Origin of the sequence: Mycetocola miduiensis (assembly GCF_900115155.1) — a bacterium.
Taxonomy (GTDB): domain Bacteria; phylum Actinomycetota; class Actinomycetes; order Actinomycetales; family Microbacteriaceae; genus Mycetocola_A; species Mycetocola_A miduiensis.
This window is the reverse complement of sequence record NZ_FOVM01000006.1, coordinates 24,547-39,887: the sequence shown is the minus strand read 5'-3', so window position 1 is coordinate 39,887 and position 15,341 is coordinate 24,547. Positions and strand designations below refer to the sequence as shown.

16 protein-coding genes are annotated in these 15,341 nt (G+C 66.3%); 5 read left to right on the top strand and 11 right to left on the bottom strand.

The features are described from left to right. Positions 1-121: 121 nt before the first annotated feature. On the bottom strand, positions 122-1,003 hold the full coding sequence (locus BM197_RS10600) for a 3-methyladenine DNA glycosylase (protein WP_090711300.1): 882 nt from the start codon (positions 1,001-1,003) through the stop codon (positions 122-124). A 110-nt stretch (positions 1,004-1,113) separates the two neighbouring features. Between BM197_RS10600 and BM197_RS10595 the strand changes: the two genes are divergently transcribed. Then, positions 1,114-2,319 (top strand): ROK family transcriptional regulator, encoded by a 1,206-nt coding sequence (locus BM197_RS10595; protein WP_090711298.1) that lies wholly within the window; start codon positions 1,114-1,116, stop codon positions 2,317-2,319. Between the two features lie 98 nt (positions 2,320-2,417). On the opposite strand, the gene BM197_RS10590 is transcribed toward BM197_RS10595, so the two are convergent. The 3 genes from BM197_RS10590 to BM197_RS10580 form a co-directional block, all read right to left on the bottom strand. Continuing rightward, positions 2,418-3,422 (bottom strand): sugar phosphate isomerase/epimerase family protein, encoded by a 1,005-nt coding sequence (locus BM197_RS10590; protein ID WP_090711297.1) that lies wholly within the window; start codon positions 3,420-3,422, stop codon positions 2,418-2,420. 3 nt (positions 3,423-3,425) lie between these two features. After that, positions 3,426-4,622 carry a Gfo/Idh/MocA family protein gene (locus BM197_RS10585; protein ID WP_090711708.1) on the bottom strand — a complete coding sequence of 399 codons (1,197 nt, stop codon included), beginning with the start codon at positions 4,620-4,622 and terminating at the stop codon, positions 3,426-3,428. A 132-nt stretch (positions 4,623-4,754) separates the two neighbouring features. Continuing rightward, positions 4,755-5,798: a substrate-binding domain-containing protein gene (locus BM197_RS10580; RefSeq protein WP_090711295.1), complete on the bottom strand. Its 1,044-nt coding sequence runs from the start codon at positions 5,796-5,798 to the stop codon at positions 4,755-4,757. A 172-nt stretch (positions 5,799-5,970) separates the two neighbouring features. Between BM197_RS10580 and BM197_RS10575 the strand changes: the two genes are divergently transcribed. Then, positions 5,971-7,491, top strand: a complete 1,521-nt coding sequence (locus BM197_RS10575) for a sugar ABC transporter ATP-binding protein (protein WP_177216806.1) — start codon at positions 5,971-5,973, stop codon at positions 7,489-7,491. After that, positions 7,488-8,531: an ABC transporter permease gene (locus BM197_RS10570; protein ID WP_090711292.1), complete on the top strand. Its 1,044-nt coding sequence runs from the start codon at positions 7,488-7,490 to the stop codon at positions 8,529-8,531. The genes BM197_RS10575 and BM197_RS10570 overlap by 4 nt, the downstream gene beginning before the upstream one ends. An 83-nt stretch (positions 8,532-8,614) precedes the next feature. Here BM197_RS10570 and BM197_RS10565 read toward each other — a convergent pair whose 3' ends face one another. After that, entirely contained in the window at positions 8,615-9,337 is a 723-nt protein-coding gene (locus tag BM197_RS10565) for an alpha/beta fold hydrolase (protein WP_090711290.1), read from the bottom strand. Positions 9,338-9,415: 78 nt separating this feature from the next. On the opposite strand from BM197_RS10565, the gene BM197_RS10560 reads away from it, so the two are divergent. Continuing rightward, positions 9,416-9,901, top strand: coding sequence for a glutathione peroxidase (locus tag BM197_RS10560; protein WP_090711288.1), 486 nt, complete (start codon positions 9,416-9,418; stop codon positions 9,899-9,901). A gap of 3 nt (positions 9,902-9,904) precedes the next feature. Here BM197_RS10560 and BM197_RS10555 read toward each other — a convergent pair whose 3' ends face one another. Continuing rightward, positions 9,905-10,267, bottom strand: a complete 363-nt coding sequence (locus BM197_RS10555; RefSeq protein ID WP_090711286.1) for a hypothetical protein — start codon at positions 10,265-10,267, stop codon at positions 9,905-9,907. A gap of 130 nt (positions 10,268-10,397) precedes the next feature. Here BM197_RS10555 and BM197_RS10550 point away from each other — a divergent pair, with 130 nt between their 5' ends. Further along, entirely contained in the window at positions 10,398-10,745 is a 348-nt protein-coding gene (locus tag BM197_RS10550) for a TFIIB-type zinc ribbon-containing protein (RefSeq protein WP_090711284.1), read from the top strand. Positions 10,746-10,748: 3 nt separating this feature from the next. On the opposite strand, the gene BM197_RS10545 is transcribed toward BM197_RS10550, so the two are convergent. The 5 genes from BM197_RS10545 to BM197_RS10525 form a co-directional block, all read right to left on the bottom strand. Then, positions 10,749-11,072, bottom strand: a complete 324-nt coding sequence (locus tag BM197_RS10545) for an ArsR/SmtB family transcription factor (RefSeq protein ID WP_090711282.1) — start codon at positions 11,070-11,072, stop codon at positions 10,749-10,751. Further along, entirely contained in the window at positions 11,072-11,740 is a 669-nt protein-coding gene (locus tag BM197_RS10540) for an SRPBCC family protein (RefSeq protein WP_245762495.1), read from the bottom strand. The genes BM197_RS10545 and BM197_RS10540 overlap by 1 nt, the downstream gene beginning before the upstream one ends. 167 nt (positions 11,741-11,907) lie before the next feature. Beyond that, positions 11,908-12,945 (bottom strand): glutathione S-transferase family protein, encoded by a 1,038-nt coding sequence (locus tag BM197_RS10535; RefSeq protein WP_090711280.1) that lies wholly within the window; start codon positions 12,943-12,945, stop codon positions 11,908-11,910. A gap of 175 nt (positions 12,946-13,120) precedes the next feature. Next, positions 13,121-14,398 (bottom strand): M18 family aminopeptidase, encoded by a 1,278-nt coding sequence (locus BM197_RS10530; protein WP_090711278.1) that lies wholly within the window; start codon positions 14,396-14,398, stop codon positions 13,121-13,123. Between the two features lie 116 nt (positions 14,399-14,514). Beyond that, a complete protein-coding gene (locus BM197_RS10525; protein ID WP_090711276.1) occupies positions 14,515-15,270 on the bottom strand; it encodes a hypothetical protein in 756 nt (251 codons plus the stop codon). Between the last annotated feature and the right edge of the window lie 71 nt (positions 15,271-15,341).

The window sequence follows — 15,341 nt, the reverse complement described above, 5'->3', positions numbered from 1 at the left end:
CTTCCGTGTGACGGATGTTGCTGAAGTGTAGTACCGAAGCGGATGCCGCCGGTAGACACCCACACACGGGGCTAGAAGCCGCCGACCGGCGACCCGTCGATCTTCCACGGCCGCGGCGATGTCAGCCGATGGTCGCGCGCGCGACCTGGATCGCCTCGACGACTCGCGCCCTGAGCGCGTTCGAACGTTCGGCGAAAGCGCGCTGCTGCCGCACGTACTCTGCTTTGCCCGCGGCAGTTTCGATCGCGACCGGCTCGGCACCCCATGGCGCCATGTCGTACGGTGATGCACGCATGTCGAGCCAGCGGATGTCGCGGGCCAGCGTGAACGCGTCGAGCAGCACCTCACCCGGCACGAGTGGGCCGAGTTTGATCGCCCATTTGTAGACGTCCATGCCGGCGTGCAGGCAACCGGGCTGCTCGAGCTCGGCCGACGTCTCGCGGGTCGGCTGCAGTCGGTTGCGCACAACGGCGGCCGGGGTGAAGAAACGGAACGCGTCGAAGTGGGAGCAGCCGATGTGGTGGGACTCGACGACGGCATCCGTACCGGCCTGGCCGAGCCGCAGCGGAACCGTATGACGGTGTTCGCCCTGCCGGTAGACCATCGCCCACTCGTGGAGGCCGAAGCAACCGAACTGGCTCACCCGCGCGGCAGTGCGGCTGAGCAGCTTCTCGATGAAGTCGACCGACGAGCCGTTAGCGGCGAGAAACGCGTCGGCGTCGACCACGAGTCCGTCGCCGTCGAGGCGGTACCAGCGCCAGTCCACGCGGCCCTCCGCAGCGGCATCCGCCAGCAGCACGCCCGCTCCCGGGTGCCAGCGCCGCAACAACCGCGGCTTGAACGGGTAGTAGGTGAAGAGGAAGTCCTCGATCGGATGCTTCTCGCCTCGCTGCACGCGCACGCGCCAGTTTGCGGTGAGGTCGTCTGCATGCTGCTGGTGGGCATCCTCACGCGCCTGCCACTCGGCGCGGGTCAGCACCGAGGGGAGTGTGATTTGAGGCATGATTACACGGTATCCGAGTCGGCTGCGAGGAGACCCGTTCGCCTGGCTTGCGTGAGCACATATGACGAAGCTGCGACACTTTTGGCCGTTCGGTGTGCTTGAATTGCCTTATGGTCGACATAAGTCCTGCTGCCCTCGGAACGTCGGCGACGAGCGATATTTTCCAGATCCTGCGTGACGGGCGCCCACGGACGCGCACCGAACTGGCCCGGATCACCGGGCTCGCCCGCTCCACCGTCGGGCTCCGCATCGATTCGCTCATGCAACTCGGACTCATCGGCCCCGCCGACACCGCTCCGTCGACCGGCGGCCGCCCGTCATCACAGTTCGCCCTCACCGGCGGCAACAAAGTGGTGCTCGGTGTCGACATCGGCGCCACCCACGTGCGCATCGCCGTCAGCGACCTCGTCGGCCGGCCGCTCAGCGAGGACTCCGGGATCATCGACATCACCGAAGGCCCCGAGACGGTCCTCAACTGGGTGATCAAGGCCGGCGACAGGCTCATCGGTCGCGTCGGGCGCTCCCTCGATGACCTCCTTGCGATCGGCGTCGGCCTGCCAGGACCCGTGGAACACTCCAGCGGGCGCCCGATCAACCCGCCGATCATGCCCGGCTGGGACAACTTCGACGTGCCCGCCTGGCTCGGGTCACACTTCGACGTTCCGGTGCTCGTCGACAACGACGTGAACATCATGGCCATCGGTGAGCGAGCGGCGGCCTGGCCGCAGGTCGACCACCTCATCTTCGTCAAGGTCGCGACGGGTATCGGTGCCGGCGTCATCTCGCGCGGAATGCTGCAGCGCGGCGCCCAGGGAGTGGCAGGCGACATCGGCCACGTCCGCGTTTTTCGCGACAATGAAACGGTCTGCCACTGCGGCAACGTCGGCTGCATCGAGGCGGTGGCGTCGGGCCCGGCCCTCGCCGCGGCACTCACCGCGCAGGGGATCCCTGCCGAAACGAGCCGGGATGTCGTCGAACTCGTCCGTGGCGGAAACCCGAAAGCCATCCAGACCGTTCGTCAAGCGGGACGGGACCTCGGCGAGATCCTCAACGCGTGCATCAGTCTGATCAACCCGTCCGTCATCGTCATCGGAGGCGCCATGGCCCAGGCCGGCGAACACCTCATCGCCGGTGTGCGCGAGGTCGTTTACGCCCGATCGATGCCGCTGGCTACCCAGCACCTGCAGATCAGCCAGTCGAGCGTCGGCGTCAACGCCGCGGTGCTCGGCGCCAGCATCCTCGCCATCCACCATGTGCTCTCGCCGGAGAGCGTCGAAGCCATGGTGGTCGACCTTGCGGATGCCGCCGCGCGGTGACCGCGCATAACTCCGCCAGATCTACCCCCAGCGGCCCGATTCGGTCTGAACCGGGCCTCCCGGGCGGTTTCTGGCGGAGTTATGAACGAGTAACGGCCCTAGTTCTTCGTGCTGAATGCCGCGTCGAACGCCGCCGCAGGCGGGTCGAACGCGAACGAGCGCACGAACTCCAGCGCTTCTGGAGCTCCGACGAGGCGGTCCATGCCGGCGTCCTCCCACTCCACCGAGAGCGGACCGGCGTAACCGATCGCGTTCATCATGCGGAACGCGTCCTCCCACGGAACATCCCCGTGGCCCGTCGAGATGAAGTCCCAGCCGCGGCGCGGATCCGCCCACGGCAGGTGCGACGAGAGCCGCCCGTTGCGCCCGTTGCCGAGGCGCTTCTTCGTGTCTTTGCAGTGCACGTGGTAGATCCGGTCCTTGAAGTCCCAGAGAAACCCCACCGGGTCGATGTCCTGCCACACCATGTGCGACGGGTCCCAGTTCAACCCGAACGCCTCCCGGTGTCCGATCGCCTCGAGCGTGCGCACCGTAGTCCAATAGTCATACGCGATCTCAGACGGGTGCACCTCGTGCGCGAATCGAACGCCAACCTCGTCGAACACGTCGAGGATCGGGTTCCAGCGGTCGGCGAAGTCCTGGTACCCGGCATCCACCATCGCCTCCGAGGCCGGCGGGAACATCGCCACGTACTTCCAGATCGACGACCCGGTGAACCCGGTCACCGTCTTCACCCCGAGCTTGGCAGCGAGCCGCGCCGTGTTCTTCAGCTCCTCAGCCGCCCGCTGCCGAACACCTTCAGGGTCGCCGTCCCCCCAGACGACGTCGGGCAGGATGTCACGGTGCCGCTGGTCGATCGGGTCGTCGCAGACCGCCTGGCCCTTGAGGTGATTAGAGATCGTCCAGACCTTGAGGTTGTACTTTTCCAGCAGCGCGAGCTTGCCGGCGACATACTCTTCGTCATCCCAGCGCCATGGGTCGAGGTGGTCGCCCCAGCAGGCGATCTCGAGTCCGTCGTAGCCCCACCCGGAGGCGAGACGCGCGACTTCTTCGAACGGCAGGTCGGCCCACTGGCCGGTGAACAGGGTGACGGGGCGAGGCATGATCTACTCCTTGGTGGGTGACACGAGAGAGGAAACGGATGCCGGCGAGCCGGCAGACTCGGACGTCGGGATCCAGGCGCTGCCGGATTCGGCGCTGCGCTCGACCGCGTCGAGAACCTGCTGGACCTGCAGGCCGTCGGCAAACGACGGAGTCGGCTGAGTGCCGCCGACAACACCGACCACGAAGTCGCGGGCCTGGTGGGTGAAACCGTGCTCGTAACCGAGGGTATGGCCGCTGGGCCACCACGCTTCAATGTACGGGTGCACGGGTTCCGTGACCATGATCTTGGTGAAGCCCTGCCGCCCAGCCGGCGCCGTGGCGTCGTAGAAACCGAGCGAGTTGAGGTCTTCGAGGTCGAACGAGATGGCGCCTTTCGAGCCGGCGACCTCGATCCGCAGGGCGTTCTTACGGCCCGTCGACATCCGGGTCGCTTCGAACGAACCGACCGCTCCCCCATCGAACCGGCCGGTGAACAGCGCGAGGTCGTCGACGGTGACGTCGCCCATCTCGTCGGATGCCGTCCCGGCCAGCCCGGACGAGCTCGCGAGCTTCGGCCGTTGCTTGACGAACGTCTCGAGCATGCCGCTCACGCTCGTGAGCTTCTGCCCGGTGATGAACTGGGCGAGGTCGATCGCGTGCGCGCCGATGTCACCGAGCGCCCCCGACCCGGCCAGGTGCTTCTGCAGGCGCCAGGCGAGCGGCACCTCAGGATCGACGAGCCAGTCCTGCAGGTACATGGCGCGGACCTGCCGCACCTCGCCCACCGCACCGGATGCCACGAGGTCGCGGGCGAAGGTCGCCGCGGGCACCCGACGGTAGGTGAATCCGACCATCGCATACACGCCGCGTTCTGCCGCGCGCGCCGCGGCATCCGCCATCGCCCGCGCCTCTTCGACGGAATTGGCCAGCGGTTTCTCGCACAGCACGTGCTTGCCCGCCTCAAGCGCGGCGATGGCAATGTCGACGTGGGAGTCGCCAGGGGTGACGATGTCGATCACGTCGATGTCGTCGCGGGCGACGGCATCGCGCCAGTCGGTCGCCGTCTCGGCCCAGCCGAACTTCTCGGCGGCTGCCGACGCGGCTTCGGCGTTTCGGCCGACGAGGAGCGTCATCTCCGGTTCGGCCGGCAGGTCGAAGAACCGCGGTGCGACCCTCCAGCCCTGCGAATGAGCGGCGCCCATGAATCCGTAGCCGGTCATGGCGATGCGGAGCGGTGGTTTGTTTGGCACGATTCCTCTTTCTTGCGACGTCCAGCGCGGGGCGCGAAGACGGTGGTACAGGCCATCGAAGCAGGCAAAGGCGGGGTGCCAGCGGCACCCCGCCTTCTTCGCCTACGACTCGAAAGCGGTCGGCAGGTACTTGTCGACGTTCTCGCTCGTCACAACGGGCGCATTGAGAACGATGCGGTTCGGGACCTCGATCTCGACCAGATCGCTCATGGCCTTGCCCTGGGCGACGAGGCGGGCGAGACGGATGCCGTCAGCCGCCTGCGTGGACGGGTAGATGACTGTGGCCTTCAGCACGCTGTCACCTGACTGGATCTCACGCATCGCGTTGGCTGAACCCGCACCGCCGACCATGAAGAACTCGTCACGGCCCGCTGCGTCGATGGCCGCGAGGACGCCGACACCCTGGTCGTCATCGTGGTTCCACAGTGCATCGATCTTCGGCGCCGCGGAGAGGAGCTGCGACGCTGCCGCCTCTCCACCCTGGACGGTGAAGTCAGCGGCGACGCGGTTCGAAACCTCGAGTCCGCAGTCTTCGAGCGCGTCAGCGAAGCCCTGGCTGCGGTCCTGCGTCAGCGGGAGCGAGTCGATCCCTGCGATCTCGGCGACGACGGCATCCGGGTTGTCACCCAGTTCCTCACAGATGTAGGTGCCGGCCGAAACGCCCATGCCGTAGTTGTCACCGAGGATGGTGACACGTGAAGCGAAGGTGCTCGAGAACTCACGGTCGACGTTGATGACCGGGATGCCGGCTTCCATGGCCTGGATGGCGACCTCGGTGAGCGCGGCACCGTCGGTCGGGAGCAGCACGATGGCGTCGACTTGGTCGTTGATGAAGGTCTCGACCTGGCTGATCTGCAGGTTGGCGTCGTTCGTGCCCTCGGCGACCTTGAGGTCGATGTCCGGGTACTTCTCCGCTTCGGCGAGCGCTGCGGAGTTGATGGCGCCGAGCCAGCCGTGGTCTGCGGCGGGGCCGGAGAACCCGATGGTGACCGTGTCGCCCTCGGCCTCATTCTCTTCTGCCGAAGCGCCCGTCGGTTCTGTCTCATTGCTGGTGTCGCCAGGAGTGCATCCCGTAAGCACGAGAGCTGCGGCGAGTGATGCGCCCGCGGCAACGAGCATCCGGCGCCGCGTCTGTAGTGAAAGCATGTGAAATTTCCTCCATGTAGGTCAATCGCAAGGTGCCAACGGGAGGAGGTCGCGACGCGCAATGTTGCCGGGTCGCCGACCGATGTCGACGTTGACGATGCCACACTAACAGAAGTGGAGCAAAAATCGTCGACTTCTTATTGTTGATCGTCATATGTGTTAGATTGCCTTCATGATCGATGATGACCATGCCTCCCCTCTGCTCGAGGTCCGTGGGATAACCAAGACCTTCGCCGGCGTACAAGCCCTGAAGGGCGTTCACCTCTCTGTCCGTGCAGGAGAGGTCCACTGCGTGCTCGGCCAGAACGGCGCAGGAAAGTCCACCCTGATCAAAACCCTCGCCGGCGTGCACCAGCCAGACGCCGGCGAGATCCTGTGGCGCGGAGAAACCAACACCATCGCCGACCCGCTCGCAGCCATCGCCCTCGGCATCGCGACGATGTACCAGGAACTCGACGTCGTCGACGGCCTCACCATCGCCGAGAACATCTTCCTCGGCCACGAGCACTCCACCGGCGGGATGCTGAAAGTCGCACATGCGAACCGGCTCACCCGTGAGTTGCTCACGAGGCTCGGGCACGGTGACATCCCCCCGACCACCGAGGTCGGTCAGCTGTCTGCCGCCAACAAGCAGATCGTGAGCATGGCGCGAGCGCTCTCCCACGAGGCGAAGCTCATCATCATGGACGAGCCGAGCGCCGTGCTCGATTCGGGTGAGGTGTCGAACCTGTTCCGCGTCATCCGGGAGCTGACCAGCCAAGGCATCGCCGTCGTCTACATCTCGCACCGGCTCGAAGAGATCCGCCAGATCGGCGACCGCATCTCGGTCATCAAAGACGGACGGAGCACCGCGAGCGGCCTCGCCGTGTCCGAGACACCGACCCGCGACCTGATCAAACTGATGACCGGGCGCGAGGTCGCGAACGTGTTCCCGGATGCCGTCCCGGTGCCCGCGAACGCCCCCATTCTTCTTGAGGTGACGCACCTCCACCTGCGCGGGCATTTCTCCGACCTGGACTTCACGGTGCGTGCCGGCGAGATCGTCGGCCTCGCCGGACTCGTCGGGTCCGGTCGATCCGAAATCCTCGAGACGATCTACGGGGCCCGTAAGGCGACATCCGGGTCCGTCTCCGTGCAGGGCAAGGTGTTGCGCGCCGGATCGGTCGCCGCAGCTGTCGAATCCGGCATGGGATTTTCGCCGGAGGAACGCAAGAGCCAGGGCCTCATCCTGGGCGAGCCGATCTATAAGAACGTCACCCTGTCGACCTTTGGCCGGTTTGCCCGCGGCGGACTTCTCAACGAGGGCGCCGAGAAGGATGCGACCCGCGGACAAATCGAAGCCCTTGAGCTGCGCCCTGCAGACCCGGAACGCCCCGCGCGCACGCTCTCGGGCGGTAACCAGCAGAAGATCCTTCTCGCCCGCTGGCTCATCCACGGAACCCGCGTGCTCCTCCTCGACGAACCGACGCGCGGCGTCGACGTTGGAGCGCGTGCCGAAATCTACGCCCTCATCCGTCGCCTCGCCGCCGAAGGCACGGCCATCGTCATCGTCTCGAGCGAGATCGAAGAGGTACTCGGCCTCTCCGATCGTGTGCTCGTCATCGGAGACGGAGACGTGCTTGCCGAGAAGAACGCCAGCGACATCGATGAATCCGGTGTGCTTGACCTCGTAATGAAAGGAAGTGCCGCGTGAGCGAGCAGAAGTCCCCCATCCTCGCGGATGCCGCGCCGCTCCCGGGTGCGTCTCATCAGACCGAACGCCCCAGCGCCGTCAAGCGGATCCTCGGTGGATCGGTCGGGCGCAACCTCGGGCTCGTCATCGCACTCGTCGTGTTGTTCATCATCGGCACGATCACGGCAGGCGAACGGTTCGCCAACATTGACAACGTCCTCACGATCCTCCGTCTGGCCTCGATCATCGGGGTGATCTCGATCGGCATGACGTTCGTCATCACGGCGGCAGGCATCGACCTGTCCGTCGGGTCGGTCATGGGTCTCGCCACCGTGGTCGCGAGCCTCACGGCCGTGCAACTGGCCGCCACGCAGACATCCTGGATCCTCATGGTGGTGGTCGCACTCGCCGTTGGCGCTGTAGCCGGCCTGGTCAATGGCGTGGTGATCGCCTACGGGAACGTGGTGGCGTTCATGGCCACCCTGGCGATGCTCGTCGGCGCGCGCGGCCTCGCCGAACTCATTTCGGGTCGGCGCACACAGATCGTCACCAACACCGGGTTCCTCGAGTTCACCCGGGGAAGCCTCCTCGGCGTTCCCCTGCTGATCTGGATCTTCGTTATTGTGGCCATCGCGGCCTGGATCCTCCTCAACCGCACAACCTTCGGTCGCCGGACCGTCGCCATCGGTGGCAACGCCGAAGCATCCCGCCTCGCCGGCATCAAGGTGAAGCGCCACCTCGTGATGGTCTACATGCTGTCTGGCCTCACCGCCGGCATCGCGGCGATCATGATGCTCGGCCGCACAACGGCCGGCACCTCCACCCACGGAACCCTCTACGAGTTGGATGCCATCGCCGCGGTCGTCGTCGGTGGAACGCTCCTCATCGGTGGCCGCGGAACGATCGTCGGCACCATTCTCGGTGTGCTGATCTTCTCGACCCTGACGAACATCTTCACGCAGAACAACCTGGACACGTCGGTGCAGGCGATCGCCAAGGGCCTGATCATCGTGATCGCGGTGCTCCTGCAGCAGCGATTCGCCACCCGCGACACTCGATAGCCCCGCGAGTTGCTGGGTTTGAGGGGGTCCGCCGAGTGCGGGACCCCCTCAAACCTGGCTAGCGAAGCGGGCGGGCGACAACGTCATCCGTGCGATGTCGCATCGCGGTAGCCCTCCATCAGGGCATCCGTGAACGCGTGTGGCCGCACAACGCTGACCATGTGGCTGGCGCCGGGAACGGTGATCAGCCGGCCGTTCCGGGTGGCGGCGAGGTAGCGGCCGGCGTGGCCGCGGACGTGATCGAAGCGGCCGTTGACGAAGAGCACGGGCTCATCTATCTCGGCGAGACGCTCAAGCGGGTGCATGGTGAGCAGCGACAGAAGCACATCGTCCATGACGTCGAGCGCGACTCCGCCGGCGATCACATCCGTTGCGCCGGGCTGTGGCACGAACAACCGCACGGTCGCGTCATTGAGCGAACGACCGCGATCGGGGAACGTCGAGATCACCTTCGAGATCGCCCGCCAGCCGTGCATGATCACCGGATGCGGAACGGTGGCGCAGGCAGCGGCCAGCAACCCGGCAACTCGACCAGGGTTGCGCGCCACCCATTCGATCCCGAGGTAGCCGCCGAGCGAGAAGCCCACCAGGTAGGGCTTCTCGCCGGATGCTTCTGCCGCGGTCACAGCGTCACCGATGCTTTCCAGGGCGGCGTCGACCGTGAAACGTTCGCCGAGCCGCGTCCCGTGCCCGGGAAGGTCAAGAGCGTCCGTCGGGATGCCGAGGCGGCGGAGGTACTCTTCCTGGTGCCGCCACAGTGTGGCCGACGTCCGCAGGCCGTGCACGAGGATGACAGTGGCTGGCATGCCCCTCATCTTAGATTTGCCGCGGGAGGTGGCACGCGCGGGCAGCCAACCACCAGCATCCGTCACTACGCTCGCGATATGAGCATCCGCGACATTCCCCTGACCACGATCTCCGGTGCGACCACGACGCTGGCCGACTACCAGGACCAGGTCGTGCTCGTCGTCAACGTCGCGTCGAAGTGCGGCCTCGCGCCTCAGTACGACACCCTCGAGGCGATGTATCAGAAGTATCGCGAGCGTGGCTTCGTCGTCCTCGGGTTCCCGAGCAACCAGTTCTTCCAGGAACCGGGCGAGGGTGAGGCGATCGTCGAGACCTGCCGCATCAACCACGGCGTCACCTTCCCCCTCTTCGAGAAGACGAAGGTCAACGGCAAGAACGCGCACCCGCTCTATCAGGAGCTGACGGAAACTCCGGATGCCGCCGGCAAGGCAGGCAAAGTGAAGTGGAACTTCGAGAAGTTCGTGATCACTCCTGATGACGTGGTCCACCGCTTCCGTCCGACAACGGTTCCGGATGCCCCTGAAATTCTCGCGGTCGTTGAGGGAGCGCTTCAGCCCGCGTGAGACCTAGCCGTTGCTGGGGGTCGGTGTCGGCGTAACGCCGCACGCCTCCTGCAGTGCCGTGACCGACTCGACCGGCACCTGGTCGCCTGACTCGGCGATGTCCCTGAGCGGAGCGATGTACTCGACAGGCACGCCGGCCCCCTCGGCCGCGACGAGCAGCCCTGAGAGGACCTGCTTGTCCTGTTGGCTGATCGTTCCGTCCTGCAGGGGCGTGCAGATCTGCTTGCGCAGCTCGGCAACGGCGGCCGATCCCGCCTGCGAAGCGGCCTCAGTCGCGATGCCCTTCGCGGCATCCCCGACCTGGCTGCACCCCGCCAGCACTAGGAAGAGTGGAATGGCGAGAAGTGGGGCGAGGCGTCGTTTCATGTGCCGATTCTACGGAGCCCCGATCCGGTGAATCTGGGAGAGCCGTCCATGGCTGGCGCAGCTGCGACTCTCAGGATCAGCCGGATGAGCCTCCCTAGGATAGGCGGACAACTTTCGCCTTGGAGGACATATGAAGTGCCCGAATGACTCAGCCACGCTCGTCATGAGCGAACGCAGTGGCGTCGAGATCGACTACTGCCCTGAATGCCGTGGGGTGTGGCTCGATCGCGGCGAACTCGACAAGATCATCGAGCGTGCCGAGAACGAGCTGGCGAAGAACGCCCCCGCCACCCCGGCATCCGCGCCGAGCGTTCCTATGCCCCAGCAGCAGCCACCACAGCAGGGTTACCGCACACCGCAGTATGGCGAGCAGAACTGGAACGACAACAACCGTGGGTACGACAACCGCGGGTACGACGGCCGCGACGGCTACCGCAAGAAGAAGAAGGAGAGCTGGCTCTCCGAACTCTTCGACTAAACCTCATTGCTGGCGCTTGCCCCGCATGAGTTCGGTACCGAGGGCATCCAGCCGTTGCGTCCAGAACCCGCGGAAAGCGCCGAGCCACTCGTCGGCTTCCTGCAGCGGTCCGGCTTCGACGGCGTAGATCCGTCGGCGGCCGTCGGTACGGACCGTTGCGAACCCGCTGTCTCTCAGCACCTTGAGGTGTTGCGAGACAGCGGGCTGGCTGATCCCGAACTCCTCCGCGATCGCGGCGGCGATGGCACCCGCGGGTTGTTCACCGGCGGCGAGGAGTTCGAGGATCCGGCGCCGCACCGGATCCCCGAGAATGTCGAAGGCGTGCACTAGACGGCTGGACCGGCTTCCACTCCCATGTAGGCGTCGAGGCAGCGCTTGGCCGCTGCCGTGGCATCCGCCTCGCTCTCACCGGCGGCGATGTTCGCGCCCTGCCATTCGTCGTTGCTGCGTGTCATGAAACGGATGCCGTCGGCCGACGCACTCCACGCGGCCGCCTCTTCGGGGTTGAGACTCGCACCGGATGCAAGGTGGAGGGACAGGCCGAGGAGCATCATGTCCCAGCCGATGCCGACCGCGCTCGGGCCGAACATCTTCCAGTCCTCGTCGCCGACGTGGGCGACGTGCTCGACCTCGAGGGTCGTGGTGGAGTCGTCGCCGCTGAGCGTCGCGGTGACCCAGCTGACGTCGCCGCCGTACTCCCAGGTCACGTGAAGCCGCGTGGGTTCGGCGCATTCGAGCACCTCACCGCTGGCGTTGCCCTCGATCTGGTAGCGGCCACCCAGCGTGAACTCGCCCGTGATCGGGGCGAGCCACCGCGAAATCCTGTCCGGGGTGGTGATGGCGTTCCACACATCCGCCTGGGCAGACGGATACGTCTGAGTCATGGTGACGACGCGGGCGTCCTCGCCGCCCACCTCGCGGGCTCCAACGGAGCGCGTCACAGCGGGGATCTGGCTGTCAGTCATCTCGTGCAGTTTGTTCAGGTCGGTGTCCATGCTCCACAATGTATCAGCGCCCACTTATATGTGCAAGGCTGCCGGGTGGGGTCTGAGACTCGCCGCATCCCGCGAGGTCACCCGCTCTGGACCATGACATCCGCCGCACCGCGTGAACCCGCCCGCAGCGCGTGAACTCGAGCGGCCGCCCCGCCGGGGCCCCTCGGCTACGCCCCGTGCCCCTCGGGCACGCGCTCCCCCTCGAGTGGCGGGCCGGGCGGGGTGCCATCTCCGAACGGGCGGCCACCGAGCGATTCGCGACCGTGCGCGGTGAGCCAGCCGGAAGCATCCGGACCAGCGGGCACAATCCCGGTCGGGTTGATGTCGGAGTGCACGATGTAATAGTGCTGCTTGATCTGCACGAAGTCGGTCGTGTCGCCGAAGCCGGGCGTCTGGAACAGGTCGCGCGCATACGCCCAGAGCACGGGCATTTCGCTGAGCTTGTTGCGGTTGCACTTGAAGTGCCCGTGGTAGACGGCGTCGAACCGGGCCAGGGTCGTGAACAGGCGGATGTCCGCCTCGGTGATCGTGTCGCCGACGAGGTAACGCTGGCTCGCGAGTCGTTCCTCGAGCCAGTCGAGCCGGTCGAACAGTCGCGTGTATGCCTTCTCGTAGGCATCCTGTGAGCCGGCGAAACCTGCGCGGTAGACGCCGTTGTTCACGTCGCGGAAAATCAGGTCATTGACCTCGTCGATCTCAGCCCGGAGGTGCTCGGGGTACAGATCCGGGGCTCCGTCACGGTGGTGCTCAGTCCACTCGGTCTCGAAGTCGAGCGTGATCTGCGGGAAGTTGTTCGTGACCACCTTCCCGGATGCCACCTCAACGATCGCGGGAACAGTGATGCCCCGCGGGTAGTCGGCGAACCGGCGGAAGTACGCATCCTGCAGCCAGTGGATGCCGAGGACGGGGTCGAGCCCGTCCGGGTCGAGGTCGAAGGTCCAGCTGCGGGCGTCGTGCGTCGGGCCGGGCATGCCGAGCGAGATCACGTTCTCGAGGCCCAGCAGTCGGCGGACGATCGCGGTGCGGTTCGCCCACGGGCACGCCCTCGCCGCAACGAGCCGATAGCGGCCGGCTTCGACGGGCCAGCCGTCGCGGCCGTCGCGCGTGATGCGGTCCTCGATGTAGTTCGTGTCGCGGGTGTATTCCTCGCCCGGTTCGACGTAGCTGCCTGGTGTGCTCTGCCCTGTGACCGCTTCTGTTGTCATGCGACCAGCCTAGAGCGCACCGAACGGCCGAGCTCGAGGCAAAGCCGGCCGCTCGTGTCCACCCGTGCGCATAACTCCGCCAGAACAACCACTCCAGCGCCACCGCACCGCGCCAGCACGGGCAACACCGAGCCGGAGCCCGCGCTTTGGAGGAGTTGTGCGCACCCGGCGCCGCTCACACCCCGGCGAAGAACGCCCCAACCGCCCGCGACAGCCCGACAAGATCGTCCACGTGCGCCAGTTCGCGTGCCGAGTGCATCGACAGCAGCGGCACACCGACGTCCACGACCCGGATGCCGAGCCTCGTCGCCGTCAGCGGACCGATCGTCGACCCACACGGCACCGTGTTGTTCGACACGAATTCCTGGTAGGGCACGTCGGCCGATGCGCACGCGCGTTCCCAGAGGGCCGCACCGACCGCATCCGTCGCGTAGCGCTGGTTGGCGTTGATCTTGAGCAGCGCCCCCGATCCCATGACGGGCTGGTTCGCTCCGTCGTGCTTTTCGGAATAGTTCGGGTGAACCGAGTGCCCGGCGTCAGCGGACACGCACCAGGATTCGGCGTACGCTTGCAGCTTCTCCGAGGCGGATGCCCCGAGGCCCGCCCCGATCCTCGTGAGGATGTCGTCGAGCATCGGACCGGACGCTCCCGAGCGTGACTCTGAACCGAGCTCCTCATGGTCGAACGCCGCCAGCACGCTGATGTGGCGGGCGTCCGGCGCATCGAGCAGGGCGGTCAGGCCGGCATAGACGGAGGAGAGGTTGTCCATGCGACCGGCCGCAAACAGGTCGTTGTCGATGCCGAACCGTGCGGGCGACTGGGTGTCTGCGGTGAGGATGTCATAACCGGCGACGTCCCACCCGTCGATGCCGGCGAGCGAGGCGAGGTGATCGACGAGGTCGGCCGAGCTGGCGTCGCCGACCCCGAAGACCGGCTTGGTGTGCCGCTGCTTGTCGAGGGTCAGGCCGTTGTTCTGCTCGCGGTCGAGGTGGATGGCCAACTGCGGGATGCGCATGAACGGGCCGGTGCGTACGAGGTACTCGCGGCCATCGCGGGTGACGAGCCGCCCGGCGAGTTCGAGTTCGCGGTCGAGCCACGAGTTCAGCAAGGGTCCGCCGTAAACCTCCACCCCGGCCTGCAACCAGCCGTGCAAGCCGATAGTGGGTTTGGGCTTGAGCTTGAACCCGGGCGAGTCGGTGTGCGCACCAAGAATCCGGAACGGCGTCGTGGGGCCGGATGCCGCCGGCTGGCTCCACGCCACAATCGCACCGTCGCGGATCACATAGTGCTTGCCGCTCCCGGTCGGCCACGCCTGCGACTCTGCAAGCGCGGTGAACCCTGCAGCGTCGAGCCGCCGCGCGACCTCGGCCGCCGCGTGGTACGACGACGGGCTCGCCTCCAGGAAGCGGGAAAAGTCGGCGATGTAGGCGGAGGTGTCTGGCGTGGCATCCATGTGCTCCATCAAACCATGCAGGGCGCGCCCGGGCTCGGGCGGCGACTCGCATGCTCAACAGGACGTGCCGCCCGAAAAAGCACAGATGCTCCTGTTGAGCGTTCGCTGCGGACGATTCACCCTCTTGAGCGGAGGGCGGCGAGAGCAGGGTGACGCCGCAGCGCCGATTCGCCGAGACTCCCCCACACCGCGAGCACCGCGAGCGATTCGGCGGCCGTCCCGGAGAGAAGCACCGGCGGGCCGCTGCGGAGCCGCAGCACGACATGGCCCGAATCCGAATGCACCTCGGTGATGTCGGAGTAGGGGATCTCAACGAGCTCCTCCGGCAGGAGAACGAGGATGCGCCGGTCACTGGCTGCAACGGATGACGGGACCGCCTGGCTCCAGTCCGAGCCCACCGGGTCGGTCGCAACCGGCGCCCCTCCTGGCGTCGAACCTGCCCGGGCCCGGGCCGCAGCAAGCATGCGGCGAGCGCTCGGCTGCAGCTGGCTGTGCCGGGCGAACGCGATCGGCGCGGCGACGAAAACGGACTCCGTAGCATCCGTGGGAATCACCCCAGGCGACTCGGTCTGCGGAAGCATGCCGTGCGACAGCGCCCACAGCAGATCGCTGGCCTTGGCGATACCGGTGCCTGCTGGACCGATAGCTTCACGAGCGTGCAGCTTGCGGATGTGCAGCGCCCGGATGACAAAGAACAGGCAGACGGCGGGAACGACGAGGGCCAGCAAGAAGGCCAGTTCGGAGAGCGCCCACATGAGGGTCCCGGTCGGCAACGACATGTCCGATTCCACGGCCACCCAGATCCAGCCGAAGCCGAGGAACGCGACGATTCCAACGGTTAGTGGCAGCAGGACGCCGGGTCGTTTCCTCACGTTTCCAACATTAGAGGTCGCCAGCTGCGGGCGCCGTCTCGCGGCCTGAATCCGGTGCTGCAAAGGCGCCG